This window comes from Streptomyces sp. NPDC059649 (genome assembly GCF_042734445.1).
In the GTDB taxonomy this organism is placed as follows: Bacteria; Actinomycetota; Actinomycetes; order Streptomycetales; family Streptomycetaceae; genus Streptomyces.
Map to the genome: position 1 here is coordinate 15,293 of NZ_JBHWDV010000060.1, position 23,008 is coordinate 38,300.

General features: G+C 70.7%; 21 protein-coding genes. 8 read left to right on the forward strand and 13 right to left on the reverse strand.

The features are described from left to right. Positions 1-119: 119 nt before the first annotated feature. The 3 genes from pta (at position 120) to pyk (ending at position 4,955) form a co-directional block, all read left to right on the forward strand. Complete coding sequence (pta, locus tag ACFV1J_RS35250) at positions 120-2,213, forward strand: phosphate acetyltransferase (protein ID WP_385865176.1); 2,094 nt, start codon at positions 120-122, stop codon at positions 2,211-2,213. Between the two features lie 41 nt (positions 2,214-2,254). Continuing rightward, positions 2,255-3,466 carry an acetate kinase gene (locus ACFV1J_RS35255; protein WP_385865178.1) on the forward strand — a complete coding sequence of 404 codons (1,212 nt, stop codon included), beginning with the start codon at positions 2,255-2,257 and terminating at the stop codon, positions 3,464-3,466. Positions 3,467-3,527: 61 nt separating this feature from the next. Continuing rightward, entirely contained in the window at positions 3,528-4,955 is a 1,428-nt protein-coding gene (gene pyk, locus ACFV1J_RS35260) for a pyruvate kinase (RefSeq protein WP_385865179.1), read from the forward strand. Between the two features lie 103 nt (positions 4,956-5,058). On the opposite strand, the gene ACFV1J_RS35265 is transcribed toward pyk, so the two are convergent. The 4 genes from ACFV1J_RS35265 to ACFV1J_RS35280 form a co-directional block, all read right to left on the reverse strand. Beyond that, the gene (locus ACFV1J_RS35265) at positions 5,059-6,246 is read right to left on the reverse strand and encodes a hypothetical protein (protein ID WP_385865181.1); all 1,188 of its coding nucleotides are present in this window, start codon (positions 6,244-6,246) and stop codon (positions 5,059-5,061) included. An 88-nt stretch (positions 6,247-6,334) separates the two neighbouring features. Continuing rightward, complete coding sequence (locus tag ACFV1J_RS35270) at positions 6,335-6,886, reverse strand: DUF6114 domain-containing protein (protein ID WP_385865183.1); 552 nt, start codon at positions 6,884-6,886, stop codon at positions 6,335-6,337. A 138-nt stretch (positions 6,887-7,024) separates the two neighbouring features. After that, entirely contained in the window at positions 7,025-7,642 is a 618-nt protein-coding gene (locus ACFV1J_RS35275) for a DUF6230 family protein (protein ID WP_385865185.1), read from the reverse strand. A gap of 631 nt (positions 7,643-8,273) precedes the next feature. Further along, a complete protein-coding gene (locus ACFV1J_RS35280) occupies positions 8,274-9,239 on the reverse strand; it encodes a tetratricopeptide repeat protein (RefSeq protein ID WP_385865187.1) in 966 nt (321 codons plus the stop codon). A 339-nt stretch (positions 9,240-9,578) separates the two neighbouring features. Here ACFV1J_RS35280 and ACFV1J_RS35285 point away from each other — a divergent pair, with 339 nt between their 5' ends. Continuing rightward, positions 9,579-10,280, forward strand: coding sequence for a TetR/AcrR family transcriptional regulator (locus ACFV1J_RS35285; RefSeq protein ID WP_385865189.1), 702 nt, complete (start codon positions 9,579-9,581; stop codon positions 10,278-10,280). Between the two features lie 47 nt (positions 10,281-10,327). On the opposite strand, the gene ACFV1J_RS35290 is transcribed toward ACFV1J_RS35285, so the two are convergent. After that, positions 10,328-11,365, reverse strand: a complete 1,038-nt coding sequence (locus tag ACFV1J_RS35290) for an SDR family NAD(P)-dependent oxidoreductase (protein ID WP_385865192.1) — start codon at positions 11,363-11,365, stop codon at positions 10,328-10,330. Continuing rightward, positions 11,362-12,558, reverse strand: a complete 1,197-nt coding sequence (locus tag ACFV1J_RS35295) for a glycosyltransferase (RefSeq protein WP_385865194.1) — start codon at positions 12,556-12,558, stop codon at positions 11,362-11,364. The genes ACFV1J_RS35290 and ACFV1J_RS35295 overlap by 4 nt, the downstream gene beginning before the upstream one ends. 57 nt (positions 12,559-12,615) lie before the next feature. Here ACFV1J_RS35295 and ACFV1J_RS35300 point away from each other — a divergent pair, with 57 nt between their 5' ends. Continuing rightward, a complete protein-coding gene (locus ACFV1J_RS35300; protein ID WP_385865197.1) occupies positions 12,616-13,341 on the forward strand; it encodes a response regulator transcription factor in 726 nt (241 codons plus the stop codon). Between the two features lie 224 nt (positions 13,342-13,565). Continuing rightward, positions 13,566-14,849: a sensor histidine kinase gene (locus ACFV1J_RS35305; protein ID WP_385865216.1), complete on the forward strand. Its 1,284-nt coding sequence runs from the start codon at positions 13,566-13,568 to the stop codon at positions 14,847-14,849. On the opposite strand, the gene ACFV1J_RS35310 is transcribed toward ACFV1J_RS35305, so the two are convergent. The 3 genes from ACFV1J_RS35310 to ACFV1J_RS35320 form a co-directional block, all read right to left on the reverse strand. Next, positions 14,834-15,193: a hypothetical protein gene (locus ACFV1J_RS35310; RefSeq protein ID WP_385865199.1), complete on the reverse strand. Its 360-nt coding sequence runs from the start codon at positions 15,191-15,193 to the stop codon at positions 14,834-14,836. The two genes, ACFV1J_RS35305 and ACFV1J_RS35310, sit on opposite strands and share 16 nt — an antisense overlap. A gap of 36 nt (positions 15,194-15,229) precedes the next feature. Then, positions 15,230-16,369, reverse strand: a complete 1,140-nt coding sequence (locus tag ACFV1J_RS35315; RefSeq protein ID WP_385865201.1) for a hypothetical protein — start codon at positions 16,367-16,369, stop codon at positions 15,230-15,232. Between the two features lie 77 nt (positions 16,370-16,446). Then, on the reverse strand, positions 16,447-16,785 hold the full coding sequence (locus tag ACFV1J_RS35320; RefSeq protein WP_385865202.1) for a hypothetical protein: 339 nt from the start codon (positions 16,783-16,785) through the stop codon (positions 16,447-16,449). A gap of 169 nt (positions 16,786-16,954) precedes the next feature. Here ACFV1J_RS35320 and ACFV1J_RS35325 point away from each other — a divergent pair, with 169 nt between their 5' ends. Beyond that, positions 16,955-17,542 carry a hypothetical protein gene (locus tag ACFV1J_RS35325; protein WP_385865203.1) on the forward strand — a complete coding sequence of 196 codons (588 nt, stop codon included), beginning with the start codon at positions 16,955-16,957 and terminating at the stop codon, positions 17,540-17,542. Between the two features lie 49 nt (positions 17,543-17,591). On the opposite strand, the gene ACFV1J_RS35330 is transcribed toward ACFV1J_RS35325, so the two are convergent. The 4 genes from ACFV1J_RS35330 to ACFV1J_RS35345 form a co-directional block, all read right to left on the reverse strand. Further along, the gene (locus tag ACFV1J_RS35330) at positions 17,592-19,292 is read right to left on the reverse strand and encodes a methylmalonyl-CoA mutase (RefSeq protein ID WP_385865204.1); all 1,701 of its coding nucleotides are present in this window, start codon (positions 19,290-19,292) and stop codon (positions 17,592-17,594) included. A 137-nt stretch (positions 19,293-19,429) separates the two neighbouring features. Further along, positions 19,430-19,762 carry a DUF3817 domain-containing protein gene (locus ACFV1J_RS35335; RefSeq protein WP_385865206.1) on the reverse strand — a complete coding sequence of 111 codons (333 nt, stop codon included), beginning with the start codon at positions 19,760-19,762 and terminating at the stop codon, positions 19,430-19,432. A gap of 81 nt (positions 19,763-19,843) precedes the next feature. Next, positions 19,844-20,350 (reverse strand): MarR family winged helix-turn-helix transcriptional regulator, encoded by a 507-nt coding sequence (locus tag ACFV1J_RS35340; RefSeq protein ID WP_385865208.1) that lies wholly within the window; start codon positions 20,348-20,350, stop codon positions 19,844-19,846. A 56-nt stretch (positions 20,351-20,406) separates the two neighbouring features. Further along, positions 20,407-21,759 carry an MFS transporter gene (locus ACFV1J_RS35345; RefSeq protein WP_385865210.1) on the reverse strand — a complete coding sequence of 451 codons (1,353 nt, stop codon included), beginning with the start codon at positions 21,757-21,759 and terminating at the stop codon, positions 20,407-20,409. 77 nt (positions 21,760-21,836) lie between these two features. On the opposite strand from ACFV1J_RS35345, the gene ACFV1J_RS35350 reads away from it, so the two are divergent. Continuing rightward, the gene (locus ACFV1J_RS35350; RefSeq protein ID WP_385865212.1) at positions 21,837-22,817 is read left to right on the forward strand and encodes a DUF5937 family protein; all 981 of its coding nucleotides are present in this window, start codon (positions 21,837-21,839) and stop codon (positions 22,815-22,817) included. Positions 22,818-23,008 lie beyond the last annotated feature (191 nt).

Here is a 23,008-nt window from a genome sequence, read left to right on the forward strand (position 1 = left end):
CCCTCAAGGGAAACTGGAGGGGCGACCTAGCCACACGCGCAGGTATTGTCAAGAGGGGCAAGCCCACCATAACGACCAAATGTGACCTTGCGGCCAACGGAATGGATCGGAGAGCACGCGTGACGCGCAGCGTATACGTGACCGGTATCGACCGCGGCGACGGCCGCCAGGTCGTCGAGCTGGGAGTGATGGAGCTCCTGACCCGCCAGGTCGACCGGGTGGGGGTCTTCCGCCCGCTGGTCCACGACGGACCGGACCGCCTCTTCGACCTGCTGCGGGCCCGCTACCGACTCGCCCAGTCCCCCGACACCGTGTACGGCATGGGCTACGACGAGGCCGCCGCGCTCCAGGCCGAGCGCGGCACCGACGAGCTGGTCTCCCACCTCGTCGACCGCTTCCACGCCGTGGCCCGCGACTACGAGTACGTCCTGGTCCTCGGCTCGGACTACGCCGACACCAGCCTGCCGGACGAGCTGAGCCTGAACGCCCGGCTCGCCAACGAATTCGGGGCCTCGCTGATCGCCGTCGTCGGCGGCCAGGGCCAGGAGGCCGAGTCCGTCCGCGCCGAGGCCCGCAACGCCTACCGCGCCTTCCAGTCGCTGGGCTGCGACGTGGTCTCCGTGATCGTCAACCGGGTGGCCCCCGAACTGCGCGAGGCGGTCGTCGAGCGGCTCGCCGCCCGGCTGCCGGTGCCCTGCTACGCACTCCCCGAGGACGGCTCGCTCTCCGCGCCCACCGTCGGCCAGATCGTGCACACCCTCGGCGCCGAGATACTCCTGGGCGACGACTCCGGCCTGGCCCGGGACGCCCGCGACTTCGTCTTCGGCGGCGCCATGCTGCCGACCTTCCTCAAGGCCCTCACCCCCGGCTGCCTCGTGGTGACCCCCGGGGACCGGGCCGACCTGGTCATCGGCTCGCTCGCCGCGCACAGCGCCGGCGCCCCGCCGATCGCCGGTGTGCTGCTCACCCTCGACGAGCGGCCCGGCCCCGACATCATGGCGCTGGCCGGCCGGCTCGCCCCCGGCACCCCGGTGATCTCCGTACCGGGCGGCTCCTTCCCGACCGCCGGCGAGCTGTTCGCCATCGAGGGCAAGCTCAACGCCGCCTCGCCGCGCAAGGCGGAGACCGCGCTGGGCCTCTTCGAGCGGCACGTGGACACCGTCGAGCTGACCAACCGGATCTCGGTGGCCCGCTCCGGCCGGGTCACCCCGATGATGTTCGAGCACGAGCTGATCGAGCGCTCGCGTTCCGGCCGCCGCCGGGTCGTCCTCCCCGAGGGCAGCGAGGAGCGGGTGCTGCGCGCCGCCGACGTACTGCTGCGCCGCGATGTGTGCGACCTGACGCTGCTCGGTGAGGAGGAGTCGATCCGCAAGCGCGCCGCCGACCTGGCCATCGACCTGGCGGACGCCCAGATCATCGACCCGCAGACCTCCGAGCTGCGCGAGCGGTTCGCCGAGCTGTACGCCACGCTGCGCGCCCACAAGAGCGTCAGCTACGAGCTGGCCTACGACGTGGTCGCCGACGTCTCCTACTTCGGCACGCTGATGGTCCAGGAGGGTCTGGCCGACGGCATGGTCTCCGGCGCGGTGCACTCCACCGCGGCGACCATCCGCCCGGCCTTCGAGATCATCAAGACCAAGCCGAACGCGCAGATCGTCTCGTCGGTGTTCTTCATGTGCCTGGCCGACCGGGTGCTGGTCTACGGCGACTGCGCGGTCAACCCCGACCCGAACGCCGAGCAGCTCGCCGACATCGCCATCCAGTCGGCCACCACCGCGGCCCAGTTCGGCGTCGAGCCGCGGATCGCGATGCTGTCGTACTCCACCGGCACCTCCGGCTCCGGCGCGGACGTCGACAAGGTCCGCAAGGCCACCGAGCTGGTCCGGGAGCTCCGTCCGGACCTCATGGTCGAGGGCCCGATCCAGTACGACGCGGCGGTGGACACGGCGGTCGCGCGGACCAAACTCCCGGACTCCGACGTGGCCGGCAAGGCGACCGTGCTGATCTTCCCGGACCTCAACACCGGCAACAACACCTACAAGGCCGTGCAGCGCTCGGCCGGTGCGGTCGCCGTCGGCCCGGTCCTGCAGGGCCTGCGCAAGCCGGTCAACGACCTCTCGCGCGGCGCCCTGGTCCAGGACATCGTCAACACCGTCGCGATCACCGCCGTCCAGGCGCAGGGTGCCCGGCCCGGCGCCGGCCTCACCGCCTGAGAACCCGCCAAGCCCCTCCCCCACCCACCGGAAAGCACCAGATGTCTGCCACCGCCACCCGCGTCCTCGTCCTCAACTCCGGCTCCTCGTCGGTGAAGTACCAGCTGCTCGACATGGCGAGCAGTACCCGGCTCGCCGTCGGGCTCGTCGAGCGGATCGGCGAAGAGACCTCGCGCCTGGTGCACACCCCGCTGGCGGCCGGCGGCGAGAAGCGGGAGACCGAGGGCGCGATGGCCGACCACGAGGCCGCGCTGAAGGCCGTCGCCGCGGAGCTGGCCGCCGACGGGCTGGGGCTCGACTCCTCTGAGCTGGCCGCGATCGGGCACCGGGTGGTGCACGGCGGGCTGAAGTTCACCGCGCCGACCGTGATCGACGACGCGGTGCTCAAGGAGATCGAGCGGCTGATACCGGTCGCGCCGCTGCACAACCCGGCGAACATCACCGGCATCAGGACGGCCCGGGCGCTCCGCCCCGACCTGCCGCAGGTCGCCGTCTTCGACACCGCCTTCCACACCACGATGCCGGAGTACGCGGCCCGTTACGCGATCGACGTGGCGACCGCCGACGCCCACCGGATCCGCCGCTACGGCTTCCACGGCACCTCGCACGCGTACGTCTCCCGCAGGACCGCCGAGCTGCTGGGCAAGGACCCCTCCGAGGTCAACGTCATCGTGCTGCACCTGGGCAACGGCGCCTCCGCCTCGGCGGTGGCCGGTGGCCGCTGCGTGGACACCTCGATGGGCCTGACGCCGCTGGAGGGCCTGGTCATGGGCACCCGGTCCGGCGACATCGACCCGGCGGTGACCTTCCACCTCAAGCGGGTGGCGGGGATGTCGACGGACGAGATCGACGAGCTGCTCAACAAGAAGAGCGGGCTGGTCGGACTGTGCGGGGACAACGACATGCGGGAGATCCGCCGCCGGATCGACGAGGGCGACCAGCGGGCCGAGCTCGCCTTCGACATCTACATCCACCGGCTGAAGAAGTACATCGGCGCCTACAGCGCGGTGCTCGGCAGGGTCGACGCGGTGGCCTTCACCGCGGGCGTCGGGGAGAACGCCGCCCCGGTGCGCGAGGCCGCCGTCGCCGGCCTTGAGGAGCTGGGTCTGGCCGTGGACGCCGCGCGGAACGCCGTACGCTCCGGCGAGCCGCGGCTGATCTCGCCCGACCACGCCCGGGTCGCGGTCGCCGTGGTGCCCACCGATGAGGAACTGGAGATCGCCCAGCAGACATACGCCCTGGTCAACGCCTAGACGTTGGTGTTTTCGCCTACCGGAATATTCCGCTCTGAAACAAACCGATAGGATTCAAGCCATGCGCCGTTCCAAAATCGTCTGCACCCTGGGCCCCGCCGTCGACTCCTTCGAGCAGCTGAAGACGCTGATCGAGGCCGGTATGAATGTGGCCCGTTTCAATATGAGCCACGGGACCCACTCGGAGCACGAGGAGCGGTACCACCGACTCCGCAAGGCCCAGGAGGAGACCGGCCGCGCCATCGGCGTGCTGGCCGACCTCCAGGGCCCCAAGATCCGTCTGGAGACCTTCGCCGACGGCCCGGTGGAGCTGGTCCGCGGCGACGAGTTCGTCATCACCACCGAGGACGTCCCCGGCGACAAGACCATCTGCGGCACCACCTACAAGGGCCTGCCCGGTGACGTCTCCAAGGGCGACCCGATCCTGATCAACGACGGCAACGTCGCGCTGCAGGTCGTCGAGGTCGACGGCCCGCAGGTGCGCACCATCGTCATCGAGGGCGGGGTCATCTCCGACCACAAGGGCATCAACCTGCCCGGCGCCGCGGTGAACGTCCCCGCGCTGTCCGAGAAGGACATCGAGGACCTGAAGTTCGCCCTGCGGCTGGGCTGCGACATGGTCGCGCTGTCCTTCGTCCGGGACGCCAAGGACGTCCAGGACGTGCACCGCGTCATGGACGAGGTGGGCCGCCGGGTGCCGGTCATCGCCAAGGTGGAGAAGCCGCAGGCGGTGGCCAACATGGAGGAGGTCGTGATGGCCTTCGACGCCGTCATGGTCGCCCGTGGTGACCTGGCGGTGGAGTACCCGCTGGAGAAGGTCCCGATGGTGCAGAAGCGCCTGGTGGAGCTGTGCCGCCGGAACGCCAAGCCGGTGATCGTCGCGACCCAGATGATGGAGTCGATGATCACCAACTCCCGGCCGACCCGCGCCGAGGCGTCCGACGTCGCCAACGCCATCCTCGACGGTGCCGACGCGGTCATGCTCTCCGCGGAGTCCTCGGTCGGCCAGTACCCGATCGAGACCGTCAAGACGATGTCCAAGATCGTCGAGGCGGCCGAGGAGGAGCTGCTGTCCAAGGGCCTCCAGCCGCTGGTGCCGGGCAAGAAGCCGCGCACCCAGGGCGGCGCGGTGGCCCGTGCGGCCTGCGAGATGGCCGACTTCCTCAACGGCAAGGCGCTGGTGGCCTTCACCAAGTCCGGTGACACCGCCCGCCGGCTGTCCCGCTACCGCGCGGTCCAGCCGATCCTGGCCTTCACCACCGACGTCTCCACCCGTAACCAGCTCACGCTGAGCTGGGGCGTGGACAGCTTCGTGGTGGAGCACGTCGACAACACCGACGCCATGGTCGACCTGGTGGACGCCGAGCTGCTCAAGCTCCAGCGCTACAGCCAGGGCGACACCATGATCATCACCGCCGGTTCGCCCCCCGGCGTCCCCGGCACCACCAACATGGTCCGCGTGCACCACCTCGGCGGCGGGCGCGGCTGACGCTCCCGTACGACGAAACGGCGATGGGCCGCCCCTCCTGGAAGGGGCGGCCCACCGCCGTTTCCGCGGCTCCCGGAAAGTTCCGGCCGGGTGGTGTTCCCGGTCAGTCCTCGATGGACACGTGCATGCCCGGGACGGTGAGGTTGCCGCCGAACTGGCCCGCCTGGTCGAGCTTCACCTTGGTGAAGTACGCGTAGGAGACGTTGAGCGGCGGCGGGTGCTCCGGATCGAAGACGATCGGGATCAGCCCGAAGAGGTTGGCCTGCAGCCGCTCGGTGTACATGGTCACCTTGCCGCCGCGGATCGTGGACTTGGAGTGCGGCGTCGACCGGACGTGGTAGTGCTTGCCGGACGCCTTGTCGTCCACGATCTGGTGCAGGTCGGCGATGTCCACGCTGTCCGCGGTGAACTTCAGGGCCTGCTTGGTGTGGCCGTTCTGCGTGGTGACGTTGACGACGCCCTCGTAGTTGAGACCGCGCAGGGTGAGACCGCTGGACTCCAGGTGCCAGGGGTCGTCGGGCAGCGTGACGGGCGTCTGCTCGTCCTTGCCCTTCTGCTTGTTCTCGACGACGCAGGGGTAGGACTGCTTGCCGTCGGCGTCCTTGCCGTCGACACCGCCACCGGGCAGGGCGTTGTCGGCCGTGCCCACCGCGCCGTGCACGGTGTCGTTGACCGTCTTCGACCCGTTCGCGGGATCAGCGGCCCTCTTGGCGGCGTCCGTGAGGCCGCCGACGGTGTCCTTGACCGGGTCGGCGGTCTTGTCGGCGGTGGCCGTGGACTCCTTCGAGGGCGACGGTGCGGCCGACGACGAGGCGGACGGACTTGGGCTCGGTGAGGCGGACGCCTTGTCGTCGTCCGACGAGCCCCCGCCGAGGAGACCGCCGAGCGCATCGCCGACCCCGCCCAGCAGACCGCCGTCGTCCTTCTTCTCCTCGGAGGCCGACGGCGACGGGGTCGCGGAGCTGGCGGGCTCGTCGGTCTTCGAGGCGGAGCCGGACGGCGTGGCCTCGGGTGTCTTGTCCGCTTCCTTGCCGGCCGAGGGCGACGGCGAGGGCGAGGGCTTGGCGGACGGCGTGCTGTCGCCCTTCGCCTGCTCGCCGTCCTTCGCGCCGGCCTTGGCCTTCTTGCCGTCCTGCCCGTCCACCTTGTCCGGAGCGGTGACGCACGGGCCGTCCTTGAAGGGGCTCTTGGGCGGCGCCGGCTTGGCGATCGCCATCTGGGGCGTCAGCCCCATGCCCATGAGGACGGCGGACGGCATGGCGGCGATCGCTATCGCCTTGCCTGCGGGCACATGGAGCCGAGTCAGCAGCGGCTTTTTCGGCGCCGCGTGCCTCGGCCCGGTTCTCGCCCCGGCGGCTGCGTTCTCCTCATGCAGCTCGTCACCCGGCACGGTGCCTCCCGTTCATTTCGTTGATCGGGCTCGTTCCTGACAGGTCGTCCAGTCCGTTGCCCGACCCTCGGGCGGGGTCCGTCGCGACCACCGGCCCGGCGACGTTGCGGACCGGCTCGCCCGCGTCGTCCCCGCTCTTCTCCGGTGCGCCCGGTGCCCAGGCAACGCCCAGGCCGCCGCCGATCAACCCCATCAGGAAGCCGACCACGAGACCGCCGAAGTTCGAGACGACGATGGAGACCAGGGCCAGCAGGATCGCCGCCACACCGGCGAAGACCCGGGAGGCCGGCTGGAACCACATGGTCAGACCGAGCACGACCAGCAGTACGCCGATGATCAGCGAGCCGGCGCCGGCGGTGGTGGACATGCGGACGGTCAGGGAACCGATCGTGAGATTCGCGTAAGGGATGTACATGATCGGCAGGCCGGCCAGCAGGGTCAGCAACCCGCCCCAGAACGGGCGGTGTCCGCGCCACTCCCGGAACGAAATCCGCTTCCGGCCGACGGACTCGATCAGCCGTGGTCGCGTTTCGGCGCTCATGTCGTACAGCTCCTCGGGACTGGCAAATCGGTGGTTCTGAGCTGAGATGTCTACCAAAGCGCTACCCGGCGTACGGGCACGGGGAACGGCGTGGGCCGCCGCACTGGCTCAAGGCCCCGCGCCCGTACGCTCAGTGCGTCAGTAGCACTCGTTCTTGCCCTTGGCGACACTCATGTGCAGGCCGCTGAGCTTGAAAGTGCCGGCCGTCGTGGCCCACGCCGTCTGCTTGACGTGGGTGAGCACGGCCGAGTCGGCCTCCTGGGCGAACGAGCCCGGGTCGGCCTTGTCGCCCTTCTGAATGCCGGGGCCCTTGGACGTCGAGCCCGCAGCAACACCGATGTTGATGTTGTTGAAGGTCGCGTCCGCGTCCAGCTGGTCAAGGTCGATGTAGAGGTTCTTCGCCTCCACCGGCGTGCTACCGCCACCGGCCGACAGCTTCAGCGACACATCACCGAAGACCGGGACCGGAACGACCACCGACTGGCACAGGTTCTTGATCTTGGCGTTGGAGAACGCCGAGACCGCCACCGGGATCTGCTTGCCGCCCTTCTGGGCGTCAATTGCTCCGTACTGGACGAAGCCGGTGCCGTCCAGCCGGTCCGTCGTGACCTTGAACTGCTGGCCGGACACGCTGAACGACGCCGCGAGGGCACCCTGCGAGAGGGCAACACCGATCGCGGCGGTCGCCGCCACGCTCGGCACCATGACGACGGCGAACCGCTTCCATCTGGTCCCGCCACGAGCCAGGGACTCCATGACTTTCCTCCTTCTCGGACGTACATCTCCGGTATCCGCCGCCCGAGTTGGGCCGGCCGTACCTGGGATGGGAGAAGTGCTACGTCCTCGGGAAGGAGAGCGCCCGTTCTCGGAGGCACATCGTGTTTCCGAAGACCGGCGATCACCCCCGAGCGACAACCACTGGCCACGCTCTCGCGCAACCTCCTGGGACAGGCTCTGCCGAAGGGGCAGAGACCCCCCTGTCCACGGCCGGCGCCACTGCCGCCGACCACTCGGTGGGGACCCAAGTGCCCCGTCGCGCCGACCGGATGCCGGGCTACGGGAATGGACCGAGCGTGGCCGATCGTGGTCCATTCACGGCCCGTACACAAGGGGCTCGTTACTTGCGGGTAACGGGCTGATAACCGCGTGACGACCGACCGGCATCGACTCGCCACGGACGGTCGCCACTCACCGCGAAGAGACATCGCGTAATTGCGGACACAACGCCGCAAGGGGGTCGCTTCGACTTACTCCAAGTAACAGCGGCCACGTTTACCAAGTTTAGGTAAAACGTGGCCGCTGCTTCGTTTGTTTGTTCAACTCGCGGAGGGCGTACAGGTCAGAAGCGGACGCCTGGTCAGAAGCGGACGCCTCGTAGGACAGCGGGTCAGAACAGCACCCGGGCGAGCGCCGTACGCGCCGCCGTCACCCGCGGATCCTCCGCACCGATGACCTCGAACAGCTCCAACAGCCGGAGCCGCGCGGCCTCCCGGTCGTCCCCGGCGGTCCGCTTCACCGTCTCGACCAGCCGGCCGAAGGCGTCCTCGACATGCCCGCCGACCAGATCGAGGTCCGCGGCACGGATCTGCGCCGGCACATCGGCCGGGTTGTCCGCGGCCTCCTTGCGCACCGTCTGCGGATCGAGGTCCTGCACCCGCTGCAGGAGCTCGGCCTGCGCGAGGCCGAGCTTCGCCTCCGGGTGGGCCGGGTCGTCGGAGAGGACGTTCTTGTACGCCTGGATGGCGCCGCCCAGATCACCGGCGTCCAGCGCCTGGCTCGCGGCCTCCAGCACCGCGTCGTACGGACCCGGCGCGGGCGCGGGGGCCGCCTGCTCGGGCGCCGCCTCCGGGTCGACCGGGGCGCCGACGATGCCGAACTGCTGCTCGGCGGCCTGCACCAGCTGGTCCAGCACCTGCCGGATCTGCGCCTCCGGGGCCGCCCCCTGGAACAGCGGGATCGGCTGGCCGGCGACGACCGCGAAGACCGCCGGGATGCCCTGCACCCCGAACTGCTGGAACAGCATCTGGTTGGCGTCGACGTCGATCTTCGCCAGGACGAACTTGCCGGCGTACTCGTTCGCGAGGCGCTCCAGCAGCGGGCCCAGCTGCTTGCACGGCTCGCACCACTCGGCCCAGAAGTCGATGACCACCGGGACCTCGGTGGAGCGCTGCAGGACGTCCTGCTGGAACCCGGACTCGTCGACGTCGTACACCAGGCGGGCCCCGCCGGCCGGCGCCCGGCCCGTACGGGCGGCCTCGGCCCGCGCCTGTTCCGCCTTCTGCTTCGCTTCCCCGGCCGCCTTCACCGCTGCGAGGTCGACGACTCCGCTCATGGACATATTGCGTGGCTGCATGGGTCCATCCTCCCCCCTGGGCGGTCCGTTCCGGAAAGCGATCCGGAAAGCGGTGCGGTCGGTCAACGTGGTCAGCGTCTCCGGCTGCCGGACAGCCGGGGTGGTACTCGGTACTGCGGTCGGCCTCACGGGCCGTACGGTGCGGCCTCGGGTCCCCACCCAGGCCTGTGGTCGTCGCTCAAGACGGATCCGTGCCGGAGCAGGATGCCAGTCTTACGCTACGGGTCGTAGCGTAACTCGCCGTCGCCCCTGCGCAACAACCGGTTCCGGCCCCGCGCTCCGTGATCTCCCTCACGGGGTGCCCCGCCCGGGCCCGTACTGGCCGGTATGGTCGCCCGCATGCACCACTCCGCCAGTCCGAGGAAGGGCCGCACGGGCCGCCCGCGCAGCGCCGAGACCGATCACGCGATCCTCGACGCCACCCGTGCCGCGCTCGTCGACCTCGGCTGGGGACGGCTGACCATGAGCGAGGTGGCCTCCCGCGCCGGGGTCGCCAAGACCACGCTCTACCGCCGCTGGGCCAACAAGAACGAGCTCGTCGTGGACGCCGTGGCGGTCCTCTTCGACGAGCTCGAACTCCCCGACCGCGGCTGTCTGCGGGCCGACATCGAGGGCGTGGTCCTCCAGTTCGGCGCGCTGCTCGCCCGGCCCGAGACCAAGACGGCCCTGATGGCCGTGGTCGCCGAGTCCACCACCGACGAGGCGCTGCACGAACGGATCCGTTCGGCCATCGTCGACCGCCAGAAGCGCCTGGTCCTGCTGGGCCGGGCGCGGGCCCAGGAACGCGGCGAACTCCCGGCCGACACCCCCGGCGAGGAGGGCGCGCGGACCGCGGCCCGCACCATGGACCTGATCTTCGACGTGATCGCCGGCGCGATCGTGCACCGCACCCTGGTCAGCGGCGAACCCGTCGACGCCGACTGGGGCCGGGACTTCACCGCCCTCTTCCTCGGCGGGCTGGCCGGCCTGGACGGTCAGCCCGACCGGCCCGCGGGGGCCGGGGAGCACGGCGACACGGACCGGCAGAGCGACGCGCAATAGCCGAGCGACGGGGAGCAGCGGAGAGAAGTGGAGGAACAGGGGGCGGCTCAGACCTGGTAGCGGTCGGCCGCGAACAGGTGCGGATGCTCGGCGACCCACGCCGAGGTCCGCTTCAGCCCCTCCTCCAGGGAGACCTCCGGCTGCCACCCGGCCCACTCCCGCGCCCGGGAGTTGTCCGAAAGCAGCCGCTCCACCTCGCTGCCGGAGGGCCGCAGCCGCGCCGGGTCGACCACCACCTCCGCGTCCCGCCCCGAGGCCGCGATCAGTGCCTCGGCGAGCGTGCCGATCGCGATCTCCCGTCCGGTGCCGAGGTTGACCACCTGCCCCAGCGCCCGGTCGCAGTCGGCCAGCGCCAGGAACCCGGCCGCGGTGTCCGCGACGTAGGTGAAGTCCCGGGTCGGGGTGAGCGAGCCGAGCCTGATCTGCCGGGCGCCGGCGTGCAGTTGGGCCAGGATCGTGGGGATCACGGCCCGCGCGGACTGCCGGGGTCCGTAGGTGTTGAACGGCCGGATCACCGTCACCGGCAGCTCGAAGGCGTGCCAGTGCGACAGCGCCATCATGTCCGCGCCGATCTTCGAGGCGGAGTACGGCGACTGCGGCTGCAGCGGGTGGTCCTCGGCGATCGGCGCGGTGCGCGCGGTCCCGTAGACCTCACTGGTGGAGGTGTGCACCAGCCGCCGCACCCCGTGCCGCCGGCAGGCCTCCGCCACGTTCTCCGTGCCCACGACATTGGTCTGCACATACGCGCCCGGCGAGTCGTAGCTGTACGGAATGCCGATCAGCGCGGCCAGATGGAAGACGGTGTCGCACCCGGCGACCGCGTCCGCCACCCGGCCCGCGTCCCGCACGTCCCCGGCGACCATCTCCACCGGCCCGCCCGGCCTCAGATAGCGGGCCAGATTGCCCTTCTCCGCGTAGGGCTTGTAGTGGACGAAGGCGCGTACCTCGGCGCCGGCCTCGACGAGCAGATCGACCAGCGCCGAGCCGATGAACCCCTCGGCACCGGTGACCAGCACCCGCCGCCCGGCCCACCGCCCTCCACTCTTCCTGCTGTTGGTCATGTTGCTGCCTGTGCGGTTGCTCATGCGGATTCCTTCAGAGGGGAGTTGAGGATCGGGGTCGTGCGGGGGTGGTGGCCGGCCAGTTCCAGGGCCTTGGCGGCCAGCAGTTCCGCGGCATGCGCATGGGTGCCGGGCTCGGCGGCCGCGCCCATCGCGGCCAGCCGGGCGGGGTCCGTCAGCAGCGGGGTGACCAACGCGTCCAGCCGCTCCGCCGTGGTCTCGGCGTCGGGGAGCAGCACCGCGGCCCCGGTGTCGGAGAGCACCCGTGCGTTGTGCGTCTGGTGGTCGCCGGGCGCATGCGGATACGGCACGAGCACCGCCGGCATGCCGATCGTGGCCAGCTCGGCGACGGTCGCCGAACCGGCCCGGCACACCACGAGGTCCGCCGCGGCGTACGCCAGGTCCATCCGGTCCAGATAGGGCACGGCCTCGGCGACCGCCGCCCCGCCGTTCGCCGCCAGCAGCGCCCGGGTCTCCTCCAGCGCCGCGGGCCCGGTCTTGATCAGCAGCCGCAGATCGGGGCGCAGATCGGGCCGTGGACCGGTACGCGTCCGGTACCGGGCGGCGAGTCCCACCGCCGCCGCTGTCAGCCGGGCCGCGCCCAGGCTGCCGCCGTTGACCAGCAGCAGCCGGGCCCCGTCCGGGATGCCCAGCGCCCGCCGGGCGGCCGGCCGCAGCGCCGTACGGTCCAGCCCGGCCAGCGGGCCCACCAGCGGCATCCCGACCGTCTCGGCGCGCTCCCCGCCCGCCAGATGCGGCCGGCTGCGGTCGAAGGCGAGGGCGAGGTGCGGGGTCAGGCGGGCCGCGAACCGGTTCGCCCGGCCGGGCACCGCGTTGGACTCGTGGATCAGGCTGGGCAGCCCGGCCAGCCGCGCCCCGACGATCACCGGGGCGCTCGGATAGCCGCCCATCCCGACCGCCACCTGGGCGCCCTGCTCCTTGAGGATCGTCCGGACCTGGGCGCCCGAGCGCAGCAGCGCGGCCGGCAGCAGATAGCGTCGGGCGCCGAGCGAGCGGTCGAAGGGGATCATGTCGACGGTGTGCAGCCGGTACCCGGCCCGCGGGATCAGCCGGGTCTCCAGCCCGCGTTCGGTCCCGACGAACGAGATCACCGCGTCCGGTACGGCCCTGCGGAGCGCGTCGGCGAGGGCGAGGCCGGGGTAGATGTGACCGCCGGTGCCGCCCGCTCCGATCACGACAGAGAGTGGTGTGCGCATGGCCGCCACGCTCGCCATGTGCCCTAAGAAGCTTCTAAGAGAGGTGTTTGGCAGCCTATGTCCATGCCGCCGTCCACTCCCGGGCACACCCCGGTCCCCAAGATCCTCGTCGTCGACGACGAACCGGAGGTGCGTGCCGCCGTGGAGGACGGCCTGTCCGTGGAGGGCTACGCGGTCCGCGGCGCCGCCGACGGCCTGGCCGCGCTCTCGGAGGTCGCCGCCTGGCAGCCGGACGCGATCGTCCTGGACGTGATGATGCCGGTGCTGGACGGGCTCGCGGTCTGCCGCCGGCTGCGCGCGCTGGACGACCGTACGCCCATCCTCGTGCTGACCGCGCTGGACTCGGTCAGCGAACGGGTCGACGGACTGGACGCCGGCGCGGACGACTACCTGGTCAAGCCGTTCGCCCTGGACGAACTGCTGGCCCGGCTGCGGGCCCTGCTCCGCCGGGCCGCGGCCCCCGCCGTCGAGGACACCCGGCTCTCCTTCGAGGACCTGGTCGTCGACCCGGTCACCCGCAGCGGCCACCGCGCCGGCCGGCCGCTGGAGTTCAGCCGTACCGAATGGGCGCTGCTGGAGCTGCTCCTGCTGCACCCGGGTCAGGTGCTGCCCCGCGAGATGATCCTGGAGCGCGTCTGGGGCCGCGACTTCGGCCCGGACTCCAACTCCCTGGCGGTGTACATCGGTTACCTCCGCCGCAAACTGGAGGCCGGCGGCGAACCCCGCCTCGTCCACACCGTGCACGGCATCGGCTACCGCCTGAGCTTCCCGGAGGGACGGTGAGGGGGGCGTACGAGGAGGGGCCGCACGGGGCGGGGACGTACGCGACCGGAGCGCACGGGCCGGGGGATGCGCGCGGCGTCCAGGAGCCGGGCGCTCCGGAAGCGGCCCCTTGGCGACGCCACCACCACCCCCTGCGCACCCGCCTCGCCCTGGCCGCCTCCGCCGCGGTCGCCCTGGTGGCGGTCGGTGTCTGCGCCGCCGCCTTCGTGATCATCCGCTACCAGATGACCCGCCAGCTGGAGCTCGATCTCGCCCAGACGGCCACCCAGAAGATCCACGAGACCCGCGACTGGGGCCCGACCGTGAGCGACGCCTCCTGCCGCTACCAGGCCGTGCCCTGCTTCCAGATCGTTCCCGCCGACCCGGCGAAGGACCCGCGCGGCGGCTACCCCGTCCTGCCGGTCTCCGACGCCACCCGCCAGGTCGCGGCCGGCCGGCAGGCGCCGTACTACCGCGACCTCACGGTCGAGGGACGGTCCGTGCGGATGTATACCGCGCCGCACGGCCGGCACGAGGCGCTCCAGGTGGCGCTCCGCTCGGACACCGTCGAACGCGGCGTACGGCACGCCGCCTGGGCGCTGTCCGCGGTCGGCGGCGCCGGCATCCTGCTGGCCGCCGCGCTCGGCTACGCGGTCTCCCGGGCCGGCCTGGCGCCGGTCGCCCGCCTCACCGCCACCGCGGAACGCATCGCCGCCACCCGCGACCCGCGCCACCGCATCGCACTGCCGGCCGGCCCGTCCGCCCGCGAGGACGAACTCACCCGCCTCGCCGCCACCTTCAACACCATGCTCGGGGCCCTGGAGCAGTCCGTCACCGCCCAGCGCCGCCTGGTCGCCGATGCCTCCCACGAGCTACGGACGCCGCTGACCGCACTCCGTACCAACGCGGAACTGCTCGCCCGCGCCGACCGCCTGACCGACGCCCAGCGCGACCGCGCCTCGGCGGCCCTGAGCCGTCAGCTGCGCGAGGTCACCACCCTCGTCAACGACCTGATCGAACTCGCCCGCGACGAGGAGCCCCAGCCGCTGGTCGAACAGGTCCGCCCGGCCGCCCTCCTGGAACACGCGGTGGCCACCGCCCGCGAACACTGGCCGGAGACCACCTTCACCCTCCGCGTCGCCCCCGAAGCGGCCCCGGTCACCGTGCCCGGCGTCCCCTCCCGCCTGACCCGCCTGCTCTCCAACCTCCTCGACAACGCCGCCAAGTTCTCCCCACCCGGCGGCCCGGTGGAAGCCCAACTCTCCCATTCCTCCGCGGAGTTGAACCTGACGGTCCGCGACCACGGCCCGGGCATCGCCGCCGAGGACCTCCCGCACGTCTTCGACCGCTTCTACCGCGCCCACGCCGCCCGCGCCCTCCCCGGCTCGGGCCTCGGCCTCGCCATGGCCCGCCAGATCGCCCAGGCCCACACCGCCGACCTCACGGCGGAACAGGCACCGGGCGGCGGCGCACTCTTCCGCCTCCGCATTCCGGCGCCGCCCCCGGAAGGCACTCACCGAGGCCGGTAGGTGGCACCGATCCCGTCGGCCTCGGCTTCCACGGCCTTCTCCTCGACCTGCGCCCGCACCGCCTGCCGGTCCTCCGGCGCCATCGACCGCCAGCTCTCCCGCATCCCGGCGAGCCCGTCGGTGAGCGCCCGGTAGCCGGAAGGATCGTCGAGCACGTCCTTGAGCTCCAGCCGGCCACCGAGCATCTTGCGGGCGAGGTCCTGGAGTTCTGAGGGAGCGTTGGGGTTGTCGCGCACGGTGCGCAGAGCGGAGGTGAGGTGTTCGTTCTGTTCCTCGGCGAGGTCTCTCTCCTCGATGGGGTATTCGCGGTCGCCAGGGTTGGTGAAGGCGCTGTTGCCGGTCATGGGGGCAGGACTCCTGTCGGACGGTACGGGTCTGCGTCAGCCGAAGGCGTTACGGACGCGTGCGGCCTCGTCCTGGCCGCCGTCGTTATCGGTGTTGGTGTTGTTCTCGGCGCGGGACCTGGCAGCTCCGCCCGCGGAGGCGGCGGATGACGAGTTCGAGCCGTCGGAGCCGCTGTTGGAGGACGACGAATCACCGGAGCCGGCTTCGGTCGAGGAAGAGGATGACGAGGAACTGGAACCGCCCTCGGAGGACCCGCCCTCGGAGGCGTTGCCGTCGCCGCCTTCCGACGACGTGCCGTCACCCGAGGCGGCCGGCTCGGGGTCCTTGTAGGTCGCGCCGTAAACGGACTTGGCAACCTTGGCGGCCTTCTGCTCCCCCTTGCAGGCCTGCTTGGCGCCCTCGCTGAAATCGCCCGTCGCCATCTTTCCGAGACCCTGGCCCACCTCGCCCACACCCTTGGCGCCGTCGACGACCTCCTTCCCCTTGTCGACAAAGGGCTTCGCCAATGCTTCACCCGCAGCCCCGAAGTCGAACCCCTTCTGCGCCCCGAAGTGGCTCTTGATCCCCTGTGTGGCGAGGTTCCCGACGAGCTTCTTGCCGGCGTCGATACCGAGTTCCTTGGCCAGATCAAGCGCGATCTCCTTGCCCGACCGCTTCACCTTCTGGGCGATGGCGTCCTTGATGGCCTGAATGATCTGGTCCTTCGCCTTGCTGATGATCTGGCGAACCATGACCCGGGTCGTCGCCGTGGCGGCGGCCGCCCCGGCCTCCGAGGCACCCAGCGTGACCGGCGCGGCGGCCTGGGCCGCCGCGAACTCGATGGCCAACGCGATGAGCTGAGCGATCACCGCGATCTTCATCACCATGATGATGGTGGCCACGATCTGCAGCACGATGGCAAGCGCCTCGGCCGCCTCGGCGGACTCATCGAGGAAGCCGTCACCGGAGAACTTCTTCCACTTGTCGTTGAATGCCTCGATTGCCTCACCGGAGTTGGCGCCGCGCACCGCTTGGGTGGCGCTCTCACCCTGCTGTTGGGCCCTACGGACGGAGGCGGCGAAGCTGCTCCAGGCCTCGGCCGCGTCGCGCATCTTGTCCTCGTCGATATTGGGCCATTGGAAGCCCAGCAGGTCGAGAACCCAGTCGACCTCGACAGGAAGCATGATGGTGGCCACTATGCGTCACTCCCCCGGGAAGCGTACTTTCGTTGGTGTAAGGGTGTTTGCGGGGGGCGTCCCGAGCCGAATCGTCGTCAATTCGCAAATTTGGGGCGACTCGCCGCGTACTTGGCGAGGTGATCGTGCTGATCCTGCTCGGTGGTGGCGTAATGCTCGCCCGTCGCCTCAAGTTTTTCCCCGATCACGGAGAGCCCTTCACCGAGGGTGGGCATCGACTCGACGAGACCTGCGCTCACCGGTGAGTAGACGTCCATGAAATACTTGAGCACATCGTCGTCACCCCACTCCTCGGCCTCTTTGAGCGTGGCCGCCAACTTCTTGGCGGCGGCGCTGAAATCGGAGCCGATGTCCTTGAAGACACCGCCCTGCGCCTTGAGAACGGCCGGATCGACGTCGTAGCCGGAGCCTGCCACGGGTCCCCCTTGTGTGCGTTGATGCGCGTTGACCGAAGCGCTCAAGTACCGCGCAATTCCTATGTCGTACGGTATCCGACGACCACGGCGACAGAGCGAGTGGGCGGTGAAGATCAACTTCACACACCGGTACCGTTCCTCGCATGTGACCAGAGAAGAGAATGTCCCCATGCCCCAGGAATTTCACCTGAAAGACCTCAAGCGTATTTGGTGGCGCTGCGTCCATCTGTTCGCCATTCTGGGCGTCCTGGCGGCCAGTGTCGTTTTCGCCTGGATGGGGCTGATCCAGGCGGGAATTGCGGGAACGCATGGAAAGTTCACGGTCGACTACTGCTATATGGAGCTTCCCGTCAGCGGGAAACGGCACACGAGCCGATCCCCCGACACCTTCACCTGCAACGGCACGTTCCGGGCGGACGACGGGAAAGTCGTGGCCGACGACGCCCACGTGAGCGGCCTCGCGGCCGAGTACCCCAAGGGACACACGCTGTCGACCCAGCGCAGCGGCAACGAGGTCTTGCCGGATGACCCCCGCGGTGTGCTGAAGCTGTTCCTGATCGCTTCCGGGCTGCTGCTCGTCGAGGCGTTCGTCGTCTTCTGGTTCGTAACGAAGCTCGACAAGAACGGCATGAGCCTGACGGATTCGTGGCGGAGCACCAAGGGCACGGCCGGCCGCGTCGTCGTGGTCGGCATCGCGGTGATCGGCGTCATCGGCCTCGCCGCCGGCCCGCTTCTCGCGTTCGCACTTCCCGGCTGAGCCGGGACAGGGCCGGGCCCGCGGCATTCGTCGGGCCCGGCAGGAAGCCTCAGAACCCGGCAGGCTCCGTATAGACCCCCCATTCGTCCCGCAGCACCCCGCAGATCTCGCCGAGTGTCGCCTCGGCCCGTACGGCCTCCAGCATCGGCTCGATCATGTTGTCGCCGTTCCGGGCGGCGGCGAGCATACCCTCGAGTGATGCCTTCACCCGGGCGTCGTCGCGGGCGGCCTTGCGGGCGGCGAGGACGCGGACCTGTTCGCGTTCGACCTCGTGGCTGACCCGGAGGATCTCCAGATCGCCGGTGACCGAACCCTCGTGGCAATTGACGCCCACGACCTTCTTGTCGCCCTTTTCCAGCGCCTGCTGGTAGCGGAAGGCGGATTCGGCGATTTCGCCGGTGAACCAGCCGTCCTCGATACCGCGCAGAATTCCGGACGTCATCGGGCCGATGGGGTGCTGCCCGTCGGGATGCGCCCGCAGACCGCGTTCCTTGATCTGGTCGAAGATCTTCTCCGCGTCCGCCTCGATGCGGTCCGTCAGCTGCTCGATGAACCAGGAACCGCCCAGCGGATCCGCCACATTGGCGACCCCGGTCTCCTCCATCAGCACCTGCTGCGTGCGCAGCGCGATTTCCGCGGCCTGCTCGCTCGGCAGCGCGAGGGTTTCGTCCAGGGCGTTGGTGTGCAGGGAGTTGGTGCCGCCCAGCACCGCCGCCAGGGCCTCCACCGCGGTCCGTACGACGTTGTTGTACGGCTGCTGCGCGGTCAGCGAAACACCGGCCGTCTGGGTGTGGAAGCGGAGCCACTGCGCCTTTTCGCTCGTCGCGCCGTAGACGTCACGCATCCAGCGGGCCCAGATCCGGCGGGCCGCGCGGAATTTGGCGATTTCCTCGAAGAAATCGAGATGGGCGTCGAAGAAGAACGACAGCCCCGGCGCGAAGGTATTGACGTCCAGGCCGCGGCTGAGCCCCAGTTCGACGTAACCGAAACCGTCCGCGAGCGTGTACGCGAGTTCCTGCGCCGCGGTCGCCCCGGCCTCGCGGATGTGATAGCCGGACACCGACAGCGGCTTGTACGCGGGAATTCCGTGCGCACAGTGTTCCATCAGGTCGCCGATGAGGCGCAGATGCGGCTCCGGCTGGAAGAGCCACTCCTTCTGGGCGATGTACTCCTTGAAGATGTCGGTCTGGAGCGTGCCGTTGAGGACGGCCGGGTCGACGCCCTGCCGCTCGGCGGCGACGAGGTACATGCAGAAGACCGGTACGGCCGGGCCGCTGATCGTCATCGAGGTCGTGACGTCGCCGAGCGGGATGTCCTTGAAGAGGACCTCCATGTCGGCGGCGGAATCGATGGCCACGCCGCAGTGACCGACCTCGCCGAGCGAGCGCGGGTCGTCGGAGTCCCGGCCCATGAGCGTCGGCATGTCGAAGGCGACCGACAGCCCGCCACCGCCGTTGCCGAGGATCATCTTGTAGCGCTCGTTCGTCTGCTCGGCGTTGCCGAAGCCGGCGAACTGGCGGATGGTCCAGGTGCGGCCGCGGTAGCCGGTCGGGTACAGGCCCCGGGTGAAGGGGTACTCGCCCGGCCACCCGATCCGCTCGAAGCCCTCGACAGAGTCCCCGGGCCGGGGCCCGTACACCGGCTCGACGGGATCGCCCGAGAGCGTGGTGAAGTCCGCTTCCCGCGTGCGGGCAGCGTCATACCGGGCCTGCCAGCGACGGCGGCCTTCCTCGATCGCGTCAGCGTCCATACGATCGAATTTACTAGGACGTCCAAGTAATTGTCGACGGGAGCACCCGGTGGGTTGCGAACGTCACGGTCCGTAGTGGGCGCCAGGCACGGAAACGCGCCCGTCCTCGAACCTGACGGGCGCGTGACGGAGCGGGGTCAGGCCTTGACCGGCTCCGGTGCGTTCTCGGCGAGCAGCGGCTGGACCTCGCGCACCACCTGGCGTTCGACGAAGAACGCCGCGGTCGGGATCGTGCCGGCGACCAGCACCCACAGGAGCTTGCCGAACGGCCACTTGGCCTTGGAGCCCAGGTCGAAGGCGAAGATCAGGTAGATGATGTAGAGCACACCATGGACCTGGGAGACGACCAGGGTGAGGTCCTTGCCCACCTCGAAGCCGTACTTGGCGATCATGCAGGCGCAGAGCGCCAGCAGCATCACGGCGGTGACGTAGGCCATCACCCGATAGCGGGTCAGCACGCTGGAATTCATGGATACGAGCGTAACCGCCCGGAAAATCCCCGCGGACGCGGGGCCGCGGGGCTGCGAGGCGCGGCGCGGTCCCGTACGGCCCTACTCCTTGAAGTCCCCGGCGGCCACCCGCAGCGGCCGCAGCATCGCGAAGATCTCCGCGCACTCCTCGTCGTCGTACGCGCCGAGCCCGAAATCCATGGCCATCAGGTCCCGGGTCGCGGCGTCGCAGACCTCGCGGCCCTTGTCCGTGATGGAGGCGAGGGTGCCCCGCCCGTCGTTCGGGTTGGGCCGCTTGGCGACCAGGCCGGACTTCACCAGCCGGTCGACGGTGTTCGTCACCGAGGTCGGATGCACCATGAGCCGCTCGCCGATCTTGGACATCGGCAGCTCACCGGCCTTGGAGAAGGTCAGCAGCACCAGCGCCTCGTAGCGGGCGAAGGTCAGCCCGTACGGCTTGACCACCGCGTCCACCTCGGCCAGCAGGATCTGATGGGCGCGCATGATCGACGTGATCGCGGCCATCGACGGCACGGCTCCCCATCGCTGGCGCCACAGTTCGTCGGCGCGCGCGATGGGATCGAAAGCAAGGCTGAGCGGCTTCGGCACGCCTCCGACCCTACCCGGCGGTCATAATGTGGTCAGCCTCGTCTCAGTTTTCGGTCTCACTCAGCGGTCGCGGAAGTGCTGCCCCGCCCGGGGGCCGTCCGCCGGACCTCGCGGACCACCGCGAGGACGCCGAGTGCGCCGAGCGCCCCCGCCGCCGGCATCACCGCCCGCAGCGGCGCGTACTCCGCCGCGAGACCGGCCGCGCCCATCGCCAGTCCCATCGCCGTCATCCGCCCCGCCTGCACCACCGTCATCCCCTGCCCCAGCAGCTCCGCGGGGACCGCGGCGACGAACCACCGGTCCACCCCGAAGTTGTACGAGATGCCGGTACCGGTCAGTACGAGGAGCAGCACCGCCCAGCCCAGCGAGGGCCGCGCGGCGAAACCCAGGGACGGCAGCACGGCGAAGACGGCCATCGGGAAGGTGAGCCGGGACCGGGCCCGCGGTCCCAGGAGGGAGCCGACCAGGCTCTCCGCCACCACGGCGCCGATCGGCATGCCGCACATCAGCAGCCCCGCACCACCCGGGCCGGCGCCGAGCAGGTCGGCGTAGGGGACGAGCAGCGCCTCCGGGACGACCACGAGCGCCGGCGGCAGCCAGGACAGGAGCAGCAGCGCGCGCACCCTGCGGTCCGCCAGCAGCCGCCGTACGCCGCCCAGGGACGCGCCCAGCAGCGCCCCGCGCCCGGCCGCCGCCCCGTCGCCGTCCCGGGCCGGGCGGGCCCGGGTGCCGAGGCGCAGCAGCAGCGCCGAGCCGAGGAAGGTGACGCCCGTGAGGGCGAGCACCGCCCCGGGCGTCACCACGGCCACCAGCAGCCCGCCGACGCCGAAGCCCACCAGCTGGGCGCTCTGGTTCACGATGCGGATCACCGACCGGCCCAGGACGAACAGCTCGCCCTCGCCGAGGACGTCCCCGAGCGTGGCGGCGCGGGTGCCGGCGAAGACCGGGGCGATGGCGGCGATGACGCAGCGCAGGACGAGCAGCACGGCGACCGGTGTGCCCGGCAGGACCATCCCGGCCGCCGCCAGCGCGCAGAGCAGATCGCAGACCACCAGTACCCGGCGGGCCGGGTACCGGTCGGCGACGGCGGACAGCAGCGTCCCGCCGAGGACGTACGGCAGCAGCCCGAGCGCGAAGGTCAGGGCGCTCAGCAGTGGGGAGTCGGTGCGCCGGAAGACCAGGACGGACAGCGCGATCTCGCAGACGACCACGCCCAGCGAGGACAGCAGATGCGCGGCGAAGACGGCCCGGAATTCCGGAACGGCGAACACGGCCCGATAACGGGCCGGGCCCCCGGGGGCGGCGGGCCCGGGGGCTTCGCCGGGCCCGCCGGGCGGCCCCTCCTCAAAACGGTCCTCGGGGCGTACGGGACGACGGCCCGGCGGAACGGGCCCGGTGGTCGCGGACATGGCGGCAGACTGCCGCGCGCCGCCGCCGTCCCGTAATCTTTCGGCCCCAGCCGAATCCCGGGGGAGGTCCCGCGGTCATGCCGCTGCATCTGCACTTCGGCGCCGACGACCTGCTGCGCATCCGGTTCGCCGTCTCACCGCTGTGCGAGACGCACGAGGCGGTACGGACACTGCGCCGCACCGACCGGCACGGCTACCACGCGCCGTGGTTACGGCGGATGCGCACCCGACTGGCCGGGCTGGACCTGACGCCCCTCTGGCTGTTCATGCCGGCCTCGCCGCCGGGCTACACCCCGGACTTCCTGGGCCTCCCCCCGGACTCCCCGATGCCCGGATTCGACGAGGAACTGGCGCGGCTACGGGCCACCGACCCGGAGCTGGCCCGGGCCGAGATGGCCAAGTCGCTGGCCGGTACGCCCGGTGGGACACGGTCCGCACGCGGCCGGGCGGCGCTGGCGGATCCGGCCCGCGCCGTGCAGGAACTGGCCGATGTCACCGAACGGGCCTGGCACGCGCTGCTCGCCCCCGACTGGCCCCGGCTACGGGCCCTTCTGGAGGCCGAAATCGCTTACCGCTCACGGCAGTTGGCGGACGGCGGGCTGCGACGGCTGTTCGCGGATCTGCATCCGCGGCTGACCTGGTCGGGCGGCACCCTCACGGTCCGGACCCGCACCGACTTCCTGCAGACCCAGGACCTGGACGGCCGCGGGATGCTGCTGCTGCCCAGCGTCTTCGCCTGGCCGGACGTGGTGAGCGGCTTCGACCCGCCGTGGCAGCCGACCGTGATCTACCCCGCGCGCGGGATCGGCGGCCTGTGGGCCGAGCCGGACGCCGGGCCCGCACTGGCCCGGCTGCTGGGGCCGAAGCGGGCGGCCGTCCTGGCCGCGCTCGACGCGCCGTCCTCCACAACGGCGCTGGCCCGCCGTCTCGGCCTCGCACCGTCCTCCGTCTCCGCCCACCTCTCCGTCCTCCGCGCCGCCGGCCTCCTGACCTCCCACCGCCACGCCCACGAGGTCCTCTACGAACAAACCCCCCTGGGCCTGGCGCTACTGGGGTGACTTCCCACGTACCCGTCTGCGGCGCCGCGGTTGTTGCTCACCGTTGCCGCTTTGCGGCGCCTCCCACGTACCTGGCTTTCCCGCCGCGGGGCTTGTTCGCCGTTGCGCTTTGCGGCGCCTCGCACGTACCCGTCTGTCCCGCTGTCGGGGTTGCTCGCCGTTGCGCGCTTTGCGGCGCCGCGTACGTACCT

What these genes read in the sequence shown, in the direction of transcription:
- ACFV1J_RS35290 (WP_385865192.1), bottom strand. Translation starts at nt 11,365, where the DNA reads ATGAGCAACCGCACAGGCAGCAACATGACCAACAGCAGGAAGAGTGGA.
- ACFV1J_RS35300 (WP_385865197.1), top strand. Translation starts at nt 12,616, where the DNA reads ATGTCCATGCCGCCGTCCACTCCCGGGCACACCCCGGTCCCCAAGATC.
- pyk (WP_385865179.1), top strand. Translation starts at nt 3,528, where the DNA reads ATGCGCCGTTCCAAAATCGTCTGCACCCTGGGCCCCGCCGTCGACTCC.
- ACFV1J_RS35350 (WP_385865212.1), top strand. Translation starts at nt 21,837, where the DNA reads ATGCCGCTGCATCTGCACTTCGGCGCCGACGACCTGCTGCGCATCCGG.
- ACFV1J_RS35335 (WP_385865206.1), bottom strand. Translation starts at nt 19,762, where the DNA reads ATGAATTCCAGCGTGCTGACCCGCTATCGGGTGATGGCCTACGTCACC.
- ACFV1J_RS35345 (WP_385865210.1), bottom strand. Translation starts at nt 21,759, where the DNA reads ATGTCCGCGACCACCGGGCCCGTTCCGCCGGGCCGTCGTCCCGTACGC.
- ACFV1J_RS35310 (WP_385865199.1), bottom strand. Translation starts at nt 15,193, where the DNA reads ATGACCGGCAACAGCGCCTTCACCAACCCTGGCGACCGCGAATACCCC.
- ACFV1J_RS35270 (WP_385865183.1), bottom strand. Translation starts at nt 6,886, where the DNA reads ATGAGCGCCGAAACGCGACCACGGCTGATCGAGTCCGTCGGCCGGAAG.
- ACFV1J_RS35325 (WP_385865203.1), top strand. Translation starts at nt 16,955, where the DNA reads ATGCCCCAGGAATTTCACCTGAAAGACCTCAAGCGTATTTGGTGGCGC.
- ACFV1J_RS35280 (WP_385865187.1), bottom strand. Translation starts at nt 9,239, where the DNA reads ATGCAGCCACGCAATATGTCCATGAGCGGAGTCGTCGACCTCGCAGCG.
- ACFV1J_RS35295 (WP_385865194.1), bottom strand. Translation starts at nt 12,558, where the DNA reads ATGCGCACACCACTCTCTGTCGTGATCGGAGCGGGCGGCACCGGCGGT.
- ACFV1J_RS35255 (WP_385865178.1), top strand. Translation starts at nt 2,255, where the DNA reads ATGTCTGCCACCGCCACCCGCGTCCTCGTCCTCAACTCCGGCTCCTCG.
- ACFV1J_RS35330 (WP_385865204.1), bottom strand. Translation starts at nt 19,292, where the DNA reads ATGGACGCTGACGCGATCGAGGAAGGCCGCCGTCGCTGGCAGGCCCGG.
- ACFV1J_RS35305 (WP_385865216.1), top strand. Translation starts at nt 13,566, where the DNA reads ATGACCCGCCAGCTGGAGCTCGATCTCGCCCAGACGGCCACCCAGAAG.
- ACFV1J_RS35275 (WP_385865185.1), bottom strand. Translation starts at nt 7,642, where the DNA reads ATGGAGTCCCTGGCTCGTGGCGGGACCAGATGGAAGCGGTTCGCCGTC.
- ACFV1J_RS35285 (WP_385865189.1), top strand. Translation starts at nt 9,579, where the DNA reads ATGCACCACTCCGCCAGTCCGAGGAAGGGCCGCACGGGCCGCCCGCGC.